Genomic DNA, 12578 nt, shown 5'->3' on the forward strand with positions numbered 1-12578 from the left:
TGGTAGATACCCCAGTGTACACAATGACAGTATTTCTTGCACCAGAACCAACGAAAGTAATTTAATGTAAAAAATAGTTAAAAATCTAAGCCCGTGTTATTATTATATAGGGAATTTAAAATTAAAGTTGTATCTGGAGAGGAAATGTTATAAATGAAAACAACAAAAGGGAAACTATCTTTTAGCATTGATATTATAGGCTTTATAGCTTCTATAATAATGATTATTGTAACTTTGGTTAATTTTAGAACATGGCTACATCCACTTACATTCTTTACCGTAGGACTAATCTTCTTTATTAATATAGTAAAGACCCTTAAGGGAAAAGGGCGTAATTCAAATTTAAAATTTGATACTTAAATGCTTATATTTTATAAATTTTGTTATTTCCTGTTGCAGAATCCTTATAATAAGGATTCTATTTTTTTGCATTAAATTTCTACAAACAAAAAAAGATAAGATCGGAGAATACGATCTTATCTTCAGCACAAGGAGTAAACATAAGTGATAACCATCACATTTTTATTATACTTTATTTTTTGTTAATTTTGAATATTAAAACCATAATTAACAAGTATATCAATATTGAGAAATTTATTACAAAATTAGCTATAAATGATTCAAAATCCGAATGTAAACTTTTAGCCATTAGTTTACTTTCAAATTCACTTAAGGTACACATTTTCTAGTTTCAAAAACCTTATGTTTAAAAAGGTATACTTTTATAGACATATCAAGTGTTCTTTACGTCTTTGAATACGTAGTAATAAAAAATGCACCCAAAGGTGTACCTTTTGAAGGGATGAGATGTATTTTAGGGGTATCAAAGTTTCTTAAGTTGATTGCATGTATAAGTGCTCTCTTTTTTAAAAAATATATATTAATAAAATCAGGTAATACTTTAGAAATTCTTTAAATTTATTTAACTTTACTTATCCTTATATATTATTTAATATATTTTAAGTAAAAGTATTGGATTTAATATTATTAAAGCGGAGGTTTACATGAGCAAAGAAAAGCCCAATAAAACAAAGAAAGATAAAGTTACTTTTAGATTAAACGCACTGTTTTTTTGTGTGTTTTTACTATTTTCAACTATTATTCTTCAGTTAGGAAAAGTACAACTCGTTGATGGAGAATCTTATAAAAATATAGTTGAAAAACAAGAAAACGAAACCATTAGTGTCCCCGTTCCACGTGGACAGATTTTTGATCGAGAAGGTGAAAAGGTTGTTAACAATAACGCTATTCGTGTCATAACGTACACAAGAATGAAAGGTATACAATCCGATGATATTCTGAAAGTAGCTAAAGACCTTTCAAATATAATTGAAATATCCGAAGAAGATATAAATAAATTAACTGAAACAGATAGAAAAGATTTTTGGATGCAAATGAATAAAGAACAGGCCCCAAAAAAAATAACGAAACAAGACGAAGAAAAACTTAGAGCAAAAAATATTGAGGGAAAAGGGTTTGATAATAAAATAGAAAAATTGAGACGAGAACGTGTCACTGATGAAGAACTAAGTAAATTAACGCCAGAAGACCTAAAAGTATTAGCTATTAAAAGTAAAATGAGTTCAGGATATCAAATGACACCTCAAGTTATAAAAAAGAACGCAACCGAGAAAGAATACGCAATAATAAGTGAGAATTTAGAAAGATTCCCAGGGGTAGATGCAACAACAGACTGGGATCGTAATTATGTAAATGGGGATTTATTCCGTTCGGTATTAGGAAATATTACAAGTGCTGAAGAAGGGCTTCCAAAAGAAAATTTAGACTCTTATTTAGTGCGTGGTTACAATCGTAATGATCGCATTGGAAAAAGTTATATTGAACAACGATATGAAGACGTATTACATGGAGAAAAAGCTGAAGTTCGAAATATTACTGACAAAGAAAAAAATATTACTCAAACGGAAATGATTTCCAACGGGAAGAACGGAAAAAATTTAACATTAACAATCAATATGAAATTACAGAAGCAGGTTGAAGAGATTATTGAAAAGCGTTTAAAAGAGTTTAAAGGTTCAGAACCACTATTAGACCGAGCGTTTGTTGTAATGATGGATCCAAAAACAGGTCAACTTTTATCCATGGCTGGAAAAAAATTAGTGAAAAAAGATGGGAATATAAAAGTAGAAGATTATGCTTTAGGTACATTGACTAGCTCTTATGAGCTTGGATCTACCGTAAAAGGAGCTACACTTTTAACAGGGTTTGAGACAGGTTCCATAACGCCAGGAACATATTTTCATGATGCACCAATGCATTTTAAAGGAACAAAACCCAAAAAATCTTGGAAGGATTTTGGAAGTATTGATGACCTACGAGCGTTACAAGTTTCATCAAATGTTTACATGTTCAATACAGCTTTAAAAATTGCAGGCATAAATTATGTACCTAATAGCTCATTAAATATTACAGCAGCTACATTTGATAAAATGAGATATTATTTTGGACAATTTGGTTTAGGTGTTCCAACAGGTATAGATTTACCAAATGAAGATATTGGACAAATGAGTAAAGAAAATTATCAGCCAGGTTTCTTACTAGATTTAGCTATTGGACAGTATGATACGTATTCACCATTGCAGTTAGCACAATACATTTCTACTATTGCAAATGGGGGATATCGAATGAAACCACAGATTGTGCAAGAGATTCGAGAGCATACAGTGAAAGAAGAAGAGATTGGAAAAGTTGTACAATCCATGGAGCCAGTTGTATTGAACCGTGTAGATATGAAAAAAGAATATATTGATCGAGTACAAGAAGGTTTCAGAAGAGTATTTCAAGAAGGTGATGGAACAGGCGTGCATTATTTCCAAAAAGCTTCTTATAAACCGGCTGGTAAAACAGGAACAGCACAAACAGTTTATGGAGGAGATGATCCTGTTGGTAGAGATGAACAAGGGAAAAGAATCCGTTGTTATAATTTAACTTTAGCAGGATATGCTCCATATGATAACCCAGAAGTCGCATTTTCTGTTGTTGTACCATGGGTATATGATGATAAAGGTGGAATTAATTCAATGATTGGTAGAGACATTTTAGATGCATACTTTGAATTAAAAAAGGATACAGGGGATAATCCCCCTTCTCAAACAAACTAAATAAAGCGAATGAAGATAATAAAAAAATGCCCCCTACATTAAAACTTAGTAGGCGGCATTTTTTATGAAATTATTAATAAGGAATGGAACCATATGTTATCTGAAGAACAAGAATATAATCTTAATTTAAAGTTTTTTCTATTTGGTATGTTGATGTTTTTGTTGTTATTTTTCAATTTTGATTTTTATAAAGTAAAAGGAAATTCCATGTACCCCACTGTACAAGATCAAGAATATATATTAGTAAATAGAGCAGCTACAACAATCTGCCCATTATATCATGGGCAGATTGTTGTTATAAAAATACCGAATGATTCCAATTATTACATAAAAAGAATAATTGGTTTGCCCAATGAAACAGTTAAAATGGTTAACGATTCCGTTTATATAGATGGGGAGAAACAAGAAGAACCTTATGTTTACAAAGATTTAATTAATAAAACTGAATTTCTCTCCAACTTTAGCGAGAGGAAAGTGCCTTCAGGCAAATTATTTGTAATGGGAGATAATCGTTATAAAAGTATGGATAGTCGAAACGGTCTAGGGTATATAGATAAAACTAGTATAGTAGGAGTGTTAGCTTGCAATTTTTGGCTTTTATAAAAAGTACATGGTGTTCCCAGAAAAAAACAGGGGTTTGAATAGTATAAATCCGGTTCTGGTGCAAATACTTAGGAAAGATATAAAGATGCGAAAAGTTTCCTAGTGAAATCTAGTCTTAAGCAGCAATTCCAAATAGTTGATGGATGAACTTCACTTGATTTTGGACAGACTTGTCCAATAAAACAAGTTGCCCTTTTTTCACCATATGCATAGCTTCTATTCCAGAAAGAATGGATGTAGCTGTGCGAAAGGATTTCAATCCTAACATCGAACGAACCCGCTTTTTAATAAACCGATGATCTTGTTCCACTATGTTATTGAGATATTTCACTTGCCTTAGTTGGATGCCTAATGGCATCTTTTTTTCTTTTCTCAATTCTTCAACTGCTATAGGATAAGCTGGATTCTTATCGACTGTCACGACACGAGGCTCAGAAATATGAAAAGACTGCAAAGCTTTCTTGAAGAATCGCTTTGCAGCCTTGTGGTTTCTTGCTTTGCTTAGGTAAAAATCAATGGTATTTCCTTTCGAATCGACAGCACGATACAGGTACATCCATTGACTTTTCACTTTGATATATGTTTCATCGACTCTCCAAGAGTCATTGGTTTGCTTGAGATGACGACGGATTCTTTTGTCTAATTCAGGACCATACTGATGAACCCAACGCATAATCGTTGTATGAGCAACGAATAAGCCCCGTTCCTCCATCATTTCCACCAAATCACGAAAGCTCAAGTTGTACCGTAGGTACCATCTTACTGTTTGCAAAATAATATCATGATGATAATGTTTCCACTTGAATAAATTTCGCTTTTCCATACTGATCACGCACCTTTTTTAGAGTAATAGTATCAGTATGTCCAAGATTTAGAGATTACCTGCAATTATCTTGAAGTTTTCGCACCAGAACCCTCGTAAGTGTATTCTGAATTACATTTTGGGCAATTTGGTAAATTAGACATATTTTTATTTCCTCCACTCGTTATCATTCATTCTAATATATAAGCATTATTTTCAATTTCCTTTTCTTATTTGTTTCTCAAACATCTATTTTATTGCATATCTTTCAATTTTTTAATAATCATGTTTGGTGTCGCCCATTCATCACGATCGAAATCAGAAATAGAGACTTCAATGTCTAAACGTTCTTGAAATTCTACTAATAAGGATACTGTACCAAAAGAATCTAGAATCCCTTCTTCAAATAATTGCACACCTGGGTTATCTTTTACGATATCATTTTCACATACTTCTTCTAAAATATTTAATACTTGATCTTTAAATTCAGACATTGTTCATTCTCCTTTATATTTATGATTTATAATGAATTTCTTCTTAGAAATCAAACAAACTTTGTATGTTGAGTAAATTTTTTAAAAATCTAATGCGTTTGCTTTATTATTTATTGTATTCCCTTCCTGGGATTGCTGAGAAAGCCCGGTACATTCATGAAAAGCGAAATGCTTACACCCTATACATTTTTTTGTATTCAAATGTTCTAAAGCACAGTTAATTGCTTCCCCGGTATGGTCAAAAAAGTTTTCTTCCCCAATCTCAGCGTACAATCCATTCTTATCTAGAGTTGCTTTTAGCTCTGATTGAATTCCTGAAATGAGAAGTACGCCACCTTGTTTTTTAAAATGCTGAACAATATTCCTAAAGTAAGACTCTCCTGTTGTATCGATAAAAGGAACTTTTCCCATACGTAAAATTAAAACTCTGGGTTTATAATGAATGGTTGCTAAAATATTTTGTTCAAATGTTTGGGCAGCCCCAAAGAATAATGGACCTTCTATTGTGTAAATACTAATTTGTGGGCAATCATGAGCTTTATTTACTACATGTGGTAGCAATTTTTCATTCTTTTTTGTATGATCAGGAAGCACTTTAGATATGACAAGCATATTACTCATACGTTTTGTAAATAAAATAATAGCTAAAATAAGACCGATTTCCACAGCTGTTGTCAAACTAGTAAATACAGTGAGCAGAAATGTTACCAGTAATACAAGAGAGTCTCCTGTCTTCATTTTAAGTATGTGAACAAAATGTTTTTGCTCACTCATGTTCCAAGCTACTACCATTAAAATAGGAGCCATGCTAGCAAGCGGAATATGTGAAGCATATGGAGCTACTAGTAGAAGTGTAAATAACACAAATCCTCCATGAATAACACCCGATATCGGAGATACAGCTCCACTCTTAATATTTGTTGCAGTGCGGGCAATCGCTCCAGTTGCCGGAATTCCTCCAAATAACGGGGTAACAATATTGGCAATTCCCTGACCAATCAGCTCTTTATTACTGTTGTGTTTACTATTTGTCATACCATCTGCTACGACAGCGGATAAAAGAGATTCAATACCACCCAACATGGCAATAACAAATGCAGGGCCAATTAACTGTTTTATACGCTCTACTGTGATTTCTGGTATACCAAACTGAGGAAGTGTATTTGGAATCGTACCATATGCTGTACCAATAGTAGGCACATGACCTGAGAAAAATACAGTTGCAATTAAAGTTGAAATAACAACACCTACTAATGAACCTGGTACTTTTGGGAAAATTTTTGGTGTTATGAGTATAACAAAAAAGCAAATCAAAGCAATTATGACACTGTAAGAATTGGTAGTACCGATATGAGTAAAAATTTCCTTCAGATTCGCTATAAATTCCTCATGCTTTTTTATACCTGTTAAACCTAAAAAACTAGCAATTTGTCCCGTAAAGATACTGACAGCAATACCTGACGTAAAGCCAATTGTTACAGGACGTGGAATAAATTTAATTAAAGATCCTAGTTTAAAAATTCCCATAAGGCATAAGATAATTCCAGCTAATAAACCAGCAAGTAGTAAATTTTCATATCCATAGGTAATTACAATCCCTAAAAGAATAGGAACAAAAGCACCTGTAGGCCCTCCAATTTGGTACTTTGAACCACCAAATAGCGAAATAAGTATCCCGGCAATACATGTTGTATAAATCCCATACTCTGGCTTAACACCAGAGGCTATAGCAAAAGACATAGCAAGCGGAATCGCAACAACTCCAACAATCATTCCTGAAAGAAGATCCTTTTGAAAATGTCCCAATGAATATCCTTCAAATCTTCCCGTAAATAACCCTTTCATTACAAAACCTTCTTTTCTATTTTTAATAAATCTTACTTCTTCTGAAAGAATATTTTCTTTTGATAAATTTGAGTTACAAATGCATTTCTCATACTCTTATACAGACGCTTCTTATCTCTTTATAAGAGAGCATCAATCTAATATTAGTTATACGTTTTGCTTAAATGACGTTCTAATTTACCTATATCTCCTCCTTCTTGTATGTAGGAATTTAACCTTTCTACTAGAAGTAATCCACCTCGACTATCTAGCTTTTTCATATCTATAAACGATTTAATTCTTACGTTATCTGGGGTACTATCTCTACGAAACATTTGTCCTGGAATTTCACTCCAGAAACTATTCCATTCGTCCAGTACCCCTATTTGATCAAATAAAAAACTTTGAATTCCGCATAACCAAGCTGTACAAGCTGTATTTCTCTTTTGACATCCAACTCCATCCTGTAAATGCTGGCATGAAAAACAACAAGAATTTCCACTTTTAATACAAACATTACAAACGTGATGAGCTCCTATTGAGCGAAATATTTCCATTCCATGTTGAATGATATCCTTTTTCTTAACTTCAATGCTCAACTTAACCCTCCTTAACTATCGTTTCACGTTCTGCTTCATCTAGTTCTTCTAACATTGAAATCGTGTCGATTAAATGGTTGTTAAAAATTTTCCGTGCAACTACCAGTAAGTCCACAATCATAGGGTCCCGTAGAGAATATAAAACTCGTTTTCCATCTTTAGTACCAACAACAATGTTTTTTGAACGTAGTACACTTAATTGTTGAGAAACAGCTGAACCTTCCTTGTTAAGGATGGTTTGAATTTCATTTACACTTCTTTCACCCTCTGACAATAGTTCTAGAATACCTATTCGCAGAGGATGTGATAAGGCTTTAAAAAAATCAGCTTTAAATTGTTGCATTTCATTTCCCATTAAAACACCTCTAGTACTTATTTATAATTAAAAACCAAAAACATCATATACATCTTCAAATGTTTGAATATGTATATGATACTTCTATGACTTACTATTTTCAATACAAATTTTGAAACGTTGAAAAAGAACCAGAAACGACCGTTTAAGGAGCTCTATTTAGTTCTAATAAAACTGAAAGAAATACGGTCAAAAACCAGTTCCAAAACTCATTATCAAAAACAAAGTACCATAACAAACACTAAATGTCGTTTATGGTATTTTGTTAACGTATGGTAAAACCAAGTTTTTCAACTTAGAAATTCCTTAGCGTACGAAATTCGCGTTTAGTTGGCGAGACCCCATCGCCATCAAGCTAATAAAGGCAAATACCCCCAAAACGAGAAAATCGGCATATTCAGGTAAAAATATACATTTTTTTGTTTTGGAGTAACTAGTTTCATTAACTTGATGGGCATGTGGTGCTACCCCACATCCATCAACTTAACGTATATTTTTATACAAAATGCGGTCTTTCCACGTAGTTTTTTATTATCTTTTATAGATGTTATAAAAGTAGGCACATCAAATAAACCCTGACGGGTTTCAAATTTTCGCTATGCTACCTGATGGGCAGAAGTGGTATACTCATACACAACACCTAAAATATCAAAGACTGTTTTTTTCTCATATCTGTGAGATTTTCGTCCGTTTCGCTGTAGGAGGTTAAACAGACGAAGGAGAATCTTTGATAATTCTTGGGTGTTTTTATGTAGTGCTTGATGAAAAAGTAAGAAATAATCTTTAATTATGTACATCGCTTTATATTCACTTAGTTCTTTCTGTTTCTTACGTAACAGGAGTTCTCTCATTTTAAACATAGTAGAAGAACATAATAGGATACTAATGAGTTGTCCATAAAGATGGCATTCTAATCGCTCTTGTTTAATAGATTTACAACGATGAATTCGAAACCAAGATTTCCATATTTTAAATAACAGCTCAATTTGCCAACGCAGTGAATATAAATCATAGATTTTCTCTTTCGGTACCCATTCCGTAGGAATGTTTGTCATATATACCGTAATTCCTTGTAAAAGTTTCGTACGCTCTGTATATGTAATCCCTTTTTTCTTTTCACGAATAGCTCGATCATGTAGACGTTTCTGTTTTTGCTCCTCTGTACATCTATAAACCACAATGCGAGTGGGTAGTTTGTCTTTGCTCCCTACATATACATCATGTAATTCATACACTTGGACAGGTTGTAATTGGTTCATGATGTCTTCCAAATGAATTTGTATATATACCGGTCTCAATTGAGCAGGTTTTGTTTTAAATACCACTGTTTCGAATTCTTTTCTATATATTTTAGTTGGTAATTTAAGACGCGATAAATAATACCCTTCCTTATCTTGGATCGATTTAAAGTCTTGTAAACGAAAATACCCTAAGTCACGAATATATAGTTCATTCTTTTGTGTCATGTCCATTCGAGTCGTCCCATATGCCTGATCACTTCGTTTTCCTGGTTCAATTTTCACATCAGAAAACTCTCCACTCAACAAGTCATACTCTAATTGAATTTTCACACCAGCTGTATGACTACAGCCTCCGGCACCAGGATAAGTAGCTGCGAATCAATCTGGAACTTGAAAGGTTGTAGAATCAAGGATGCGAATCCGCTCAAAGTAAGCAGAAAGAGAATGAGAAATTGTAGATGATCCTCCAATTTTAGCTTGTAGAAGTGTAGTAAATACATTTCGAAAGAAGGCTAAAGAAGCCGAGTTAAATCGTCGATTCAGTCCCTCAGGACTTAATAAAATTCCTGTTGAAGTTTCTAATTGACTACAAAGTTGAGTAAGAGAGGTTGTAGCGATTTGTTGATTTAACCATACACACAAAGATAAAAAATGGTGCCCATGGCACTTACGTTTTCGTTTCATTCCACCTGCTTCTATAGCTAATTGATTAAGTGTAGCGGGAGACATATATCGATATAACTCTTCGGCAAATAAAGACAACTCGTGTTTTTGATGCATATTCATAAAAAGCACGTCACCCTTTCTCATTAACATAAGAGAATAGTAACGTGCTTTTAAGTTTAAGAATAGTCTAAATCCTTAAGTTGATGGATGTGTGGCGGTACCCCAAGGTGTCAATAGGATATGTAAATATGCATATTGTATTTATTTGAGTTTTTTGTATGTTAAAATTAAATATAGGGATTTATATATATAATGAACCACAAGTAGGAATATCCAATGAATTTTGAGAGGTGTTACATGTTTAAAAATAAGAAATTAATTCGATTTTGTCTAACATTATTTGTATGTTTATCTGTAATTGATTTTACAATCGGTTATTTTCAAACATATCTTGAATCAGCAGCAGATATTAAATGGGTAATACCAGAGATTTGGAAAACTATTTTGATAGATGTTCCTGAAAGCATACTTGTTATTTTAGGTGCAATAGCTTTATATGATTTCACAAAAGAGACATCGCCAAAAGACGCATCAATCTAAATGCGTCTTTTTTCAATTGTCTTCAATTAGCAATTTCGTGGAGAGTCTTGCTGTAAAAGCAGAATAAGAGAATTTTTATTTTAGGGAAGGACTTAAGCATCAGTGCAATTGCATCCGTTGTAGCGTTATGCGGTGGATTGTTCATTATGGTTGGTAGCCAGGAACGGGGATTTTCACCTATTTCAAGGGCTGAAATTGTTTATATAGTGGTCCAAATGATTCCGCTGTTTATGAGATTGCTTGTTTAAATTGCTAAAGCTATATAGTCCTACACTTGTAGGGCTTTTTCTTTGTAGGAAATTTTTAACCATCATGGATAGGGTGATTTTAAATTCCAAATAATATGATTTTTGTCTTGATTTTTTTTAGAAAAAACAGTAATTATATGAATGTGTAACTCTAATATTAAATTAGAAACCATAGAAATAAGGGGGGATGATGTTGAAAACTATTAAAAATACACTATTATTTGTTCTATGTTTGGTGGTTCTTAGTGGTTGTTTTACAAGAGAGGGAACGATTGTTGGTGGTAAAGTTCATGGAGGTTCAAATAGTATAGATGGGAAGTATAAAAAATTCACTGGTTTTGCAACTCAAGATATGAACGTAAAAAAAGGTGAAAGCTTAATATTCTCTTTTGATGATAAAACTAAGCAAGGAACCATAAAGGCTTATGTTTTAGATTCAAATGATAATAAAATACTGGAAGTTAATAGTGGAAACGGTAAAAATAATATTAAAGTGTCTAAAGATGATACATATAAAGTTAAAATTATAACAGAAGAACATGGTGGGGAATTTGAAATATCATGGAAAAAAGAAAAGTAGCTAAGTTAATAAGTAGAGGACTATTATTATGTTCTTAGGATTTGAATGGCTTCCAAAGAGATGGGGAAAAAGAAAAGTTTCAGAAAAGTTTCTGCAAGCAAAATTTGCTGATGAAGGAAAAGGGATTTTGATTATTACTTATGCTATAGATTTATATGTGATATCTATTCCTTTAACAGTAAAGAAATATAATTCACTTTAATTTCTATTGAATATAGAAGTGGTTATGCTACGAAAGTCATGTGTATACATGGCTTTTTTTATTTGCAGGAATTTCTTAACCCTCATGGAATACTGTCACTAGGAGGTGTTGTGACGCTATGACGGATGAGATTGTTTATTCTGCTAGTGAAGTATACAAAAGGCTAGGAATATCCGATAGTACACTCAGAAAGTACATGGAAGTGTTACAACGAGAGGGATTTGCAGTAAAGAAAGATAAGTGCGGCAGACGGGAGTACTCAGAAGGCGACATTATAGTTATTGAGAGATTAATTGAACTCAGCAAGCATGACGGTATGACGCTAGAGAAGGCAGCGAAGATGATTGCACAGCAAATAGAAAAAGTTAATCCGGATCTGATTAAAGAAGAACCTGAAGATAAGAGTTTAATCCCATTCCACATTCAACAGCAACTCCAACAACAATACAGCGTTATGGCGCAAGAAATGCATCAGGGTATGTTAGCGATGGAAGAACGATTAAGTGAGCAGGCAAAGCAAAGCAATGAGGAAATCAAAGCGAGTATAGAATCGCATAATGAGCGAGTGGAAAAGAGATTGGAAGCACGAGACGAGACGCTTATGAAGACACTACGTGAGATGCAGGAAACAAAGAAATTAATGCAGGAATATCGTGATGAAGTTGCAGCGGCGAAAGAGAAGAAAAAGCCGTGGTGGAAGTTCTGGTAATTAAAATCTTAAAAACTAAGTAAGTAGAAAAGTAAGAAAGGTATGCTTTTCTACTTACTAATATTTTCTATAGAAGTAATTTTTCCGAAAGAAAATAAAAAGGGACAATGTAAGATATGCAGCGCTTAACCTTAAATACACATAAAAAGAAACCAGGCGGTAGTGAATATCAAAAATATTATGGAAAAGTGTATATTAGGAACCAAAAATTTTGCATGATCTTTATTTTTTTTCAATGCCATAGTTGAAAAGATAATGGCGCTAGCTAATGGGATCATTAAGGCATAAATTATATATGTAAGATCACGTCCAGTATCTAAATATGGTTCACCAGGGTGAATATAAATAAGTTTATAATGATAAGCAAAATATACATACAAAGCTATGCAAAATATGAAATTCGCTCCTACGGCAATCCAAAAAATTGTATTGTTTAATCTTTTCATCTGTCTACTCCCTATGTGGTTTATAAACTTCATTAGTAGAATAGGAAATTTCATGATTGTATATTTTTATATTTTGTTAGAAAAATA

General features: G+C 32.9%; 14 protein-coding genes and 1 pseudogene. 7 read left to right on the top strand and 8 right to left on the bottom strand.

The features are described 5' to 3' along the window. The first annotated feature begins 153 nt into the window (after nucleotides 1-153). The 3 genes from MHI07_RS28730 to lepB all read left to right on the top strand — a co-directional run bounded on the left by MHI07_RS28730 (nucleotide 154) and on the right by lepB (nucleotide 3725). On the top strand, nucleotides 154-360 hold the full coding sequence (locus MHI07_RS28730; RefSeq protein WP_340827260.1) for a hypothetical protein: 207 nt from the start codon (nucleotides 154-156) through the stop codon (nucleotides 358-360). Between the two features lie 644 nt (nucleotides 361-1004). After that, nucleotides 1005-3122, top strand: coding sequence for a peptidoglycan D,D-transpeptidase FtsI family protein (locus MHI07_RS28735; RefSeq protein WP_340827261.1), 2118 nt, complete (start codon nucleotides 1005-1007; stop codon nucleotides 3120-3122). 93 nt (nucleotides 3123-3215) lie between these two features. Further along, the gene (lepB, locus tag MHI07_RS28740) at nucleotides 3216-3725 is read left to right on the top strand and encodes a signal peptidase I (RefSeq protein WP_105588253.1); all 510 of its coding nucleotides are present in this window, start codon (nucleotides 3216-3218) and stop codon (nucleotides 3723-3725) included. Between the two features lie 115 nt (nucleotides 3726-3840). Here the strand turns inward: lepB and MHI07_RS28745 are convergent, their stop codons facing one another. From MHI07_RS28745 to MHI07_RS28770, 7 genes and pseudogenes are all read right to left on the bottom strand, one after another. Further along, the gene (locus tag MHI07_RS28745) at nucleotides 3841-4548 is read right to left on the bottom strand and encodes an IS6 family transposase (RefSeq protein WP_340827262.1); all 708 of its coding nucleotides are present in this window, start codon (nucleotides 4546-4548) and stop codon (nucleotides 3841-3843) included. A 65-nt stretch (nucleotides 4549-4613) separates the two neighbouring features. Next, a complete protein-coding gene (locus tag MHI07_RS29490; RefSeq protein WP_445661766.1) occupies nucleotides 4614-4718 on the bottom strand; it encodes a hypothetical protein in 105 nt (34 codons plus the stop codon). Between the two features lie 63 nt (nucleotides 4719-4781). After that, nucleotides 4782-5021 carry a D-alanine--poly(phosphoribitol) ligase subunit DltC gene (gene dltC, locus MHI07_RS28750; RefSeq protein WP_340827263.1) on the bottom strand — a complete coding sequence of 80 codons (240 nt, stop codon included), beginning with the start codon at nucleotides 5019-5021 and terminating at the stop codon, nucleotides 4782-4784. A gap of 81 nt (nucleotides 5022-5102) precedes the next feature. Next, nucleotides 5103-6866 carry a SulP family inorganic anion transporter gene (locus MHI07_RS28755; RefSeq protein WP_340827264.1) on the bottom strand — a complete coding sequence of 588 codons (1764 nt, stop codon included), beginning with the start codon at nucleotides 6864-6866 and terminating at the stop codon, nucleotides 5103-5105. Between the two features lie 143 nt (nucleotides 6867-7009). Beyond that, entirely contained in the window at nucleotides 7010-7444 is a 435-nt protein-coding gene (locus MHI07_RS28760; RefSeq protein WP_199676273.1) for a DNA mismatch repair protein, read from the bottom strand. Between the two features lies 1 nt (nucleotide 7445). Next, complete coding sequence (locus MHI07_RS28765) at nucleotides 7446-7799, bottom strand: ArsR/SmtB family transcription factor (protein WP_340827265.1); 354 nt, start codon at nucleotides 7797-7799, stop codon at nucleotides 7446-7448. A gap of 596 nt (nucleotides 7800-8395) precedes the next feature. Continuing rightward, nucleotides 8396-9826: pseudogene (locus tag MHI07_RS28770) on the bottom strand (IS4-like element ISBce2 family transposase). A gap of 216 nt (nucleotides 9827-10042) precedes the next feature. Here MHI07_RS28770 and MHI07_RS28775 point away from each other — a divergent pair. The 4 genes from MHI07_RS28775 (at nucleotide 10043) to MHI07_RS28790 (ending at nucleotide 12045) form a co-directional block, all read left to right on the top strand. After that, the gene (locus MHI07_RS28775) at nucleotides 10043-10306 is read left to right on the top strand and encodes a DUF3937 family protein (RefSeq protein ID WP_340827266.1); all 264 of its coding nucleotides are present in this window, start codon (nucleotides 10043-10045) and stop codon (nucleotides 10304-10306) included. A gap of 438 nt (nucleotides 10307-10744) precedes the next feature. Then, nucleotides 10745-11134, top strand: a complete 390-nt coding sequence (locus MHI07_RS28780) for a hypothetical protein (protein ID WP_199709972.1) — start codon at nucleotides 10745-10747, stop codon at nucleotides 11132-11134. Nucleotides 11135-11162: 28 nt separating this feature from the next. Next, nucleotides 11163-11336, top strand: a complete 174-nt coding sequence (locus MHI07_RS28785) for a hypothetical protein (protein ID WP_165927698.1) — start codon at nucleotides 11163-11165, stop codon at nucleotides 11334-11336. Nucleotides 11337-11454: 118 nt separating this feature from the next. After that, nucleotides 11455-12045 carry a DUF3967 domain-containing protein gene (locus MHI07_RS28790; RefSeq protein WP_340827268.1) on the top strand — a complete coding sequence of 197 codons (591 nt, stop codon included), beginning with the start codon at nucleotides 11455-11457 and terminating at the stop codon, nucleotides 12043-12045. Between the two features lie 131 nt (nucleotides 12046-12176). Here the strand turns inward: MHI07_RS28790 and MHI07_RS28795 are convergent, their stop codons facing one another. After that, nucleotides 12177-12491, bottom strand: coding sequence for a hypothetical protein (locus MHI07_RS28795; RefSeq protein WP_199709971.1), 315 nt, complete (start codon nucleotides 12489-12491; stop codon nucleotides 12177-12179). Nucleotides 12492-12578 lie beyond the last annotated feature (87 nt).

The organism is Bacillus sp. FSL H8-0545, from assembly GCF_038006105.1.
Taxonomy (GTDB): domain Bacteria; phylum Bacillota; class Bacilli; order Bacillales; family Bacillaceae_G; genus Bacillus_A; species Bacillus_A cereus_U.

What these genes read in the sequence shown, in the direction of transcription:
- lepB (WP_105588253.1), top strand. Translation starts at nt 3,216, where the DNA reads ATGTTATCTGAAGAACAAGAATATAATCTTAATTTAAAGTTTTTTCTA.
- MHI07_RS28735 (WP_340827261.1), top strand. Translation starts at nt 1,005, where the DNA reads ATGAGCAAAGAAAAGCCCAATAAAACAAAGAAAGATAAAGTTACTTTT.
- dltC (WP_340827263.1), bottom strand. Translation starts at nt 5,021, where the DNA reads ATGTCTGAATTTAAAGATCAAGTATTAAATATTTTAGAAGAAGTATGT.
- MHI07_RS28755 (WP_340827264.1), bottom strand. Translation starts at nt 6,866, where the DNA reads ATGAAAGGGTTATTTACGGGAAGATTTGAAGGATATTCATTGGGACAT.
- MHI07_RS28780 (WP_199709972.1), top strand. Translation starts at nt 10,745, where the DNA reads ATGTTGAAAACTATTAAAAATACACTATTATTTGTTCTATGTTTGGTG.
- MHI07_RS28765 (WP_340827265.1), bottom strand. Translation starts at nt 7,799, where the DNA reads ATGGGAAATGAAATGCAACAATTTAAAGCTGATTTTTTTAAAGCCTTA.
- MHI07_RS28730 (WP_340827260.1), top strand. Translation starts at nt 154, where the DNA reads ATGAAAACAACAAAAGGGAAACTATCTTTTAGCATTGATATTATAGGC.
- MHI07_RS28745 (WP_340827262.1), bottom strand. Translation starts at nt 4,548, where the DNA reads ATGGAAAAGCGAAATTTATTCAAGTGGAAACATTATCATCATGATATT.
- MHI07_RS28775 (WP_340827266.1), top strand. Translation starts at nt 10,043, where the DNA reads ATGAATTTTGAGAGGTGTTACATGTTTAAAAATAAGAAATTAATTCGA.
- MHI07_RS28790 (WP_340827268.1), top strand. Translation starts at nt 11,455, where the DNA reads ATGACGGATGAGATTGTTTATTCTGCTAGTGAAGTATACAAAAGGCTA.
- MHI07_RS28795 (WP_199709971.1), bottom strand. Translation starts at nt 12,491, where the DNA reads ATGAAAAGATTAAACAATACAATTTTTTGGATTGCCGTAGGAGCGAAT.
- MHI07_RS28785 (WP_165927698.1), top strand. Translation starts at nt 11,163, where the DNA reads ATGTTCTTAGGATTTGAATGGCTTCCAAAGAGATGGGGAAAAAGAAAA.
- MHI07_RS29490 (WP_445661766.1), bottom strand. Translation starts at nt 4,718, where the DNA reads ATGATAACGAGTGGAGGAAATAAAAATATGTCTAATTTACCAAATTGC.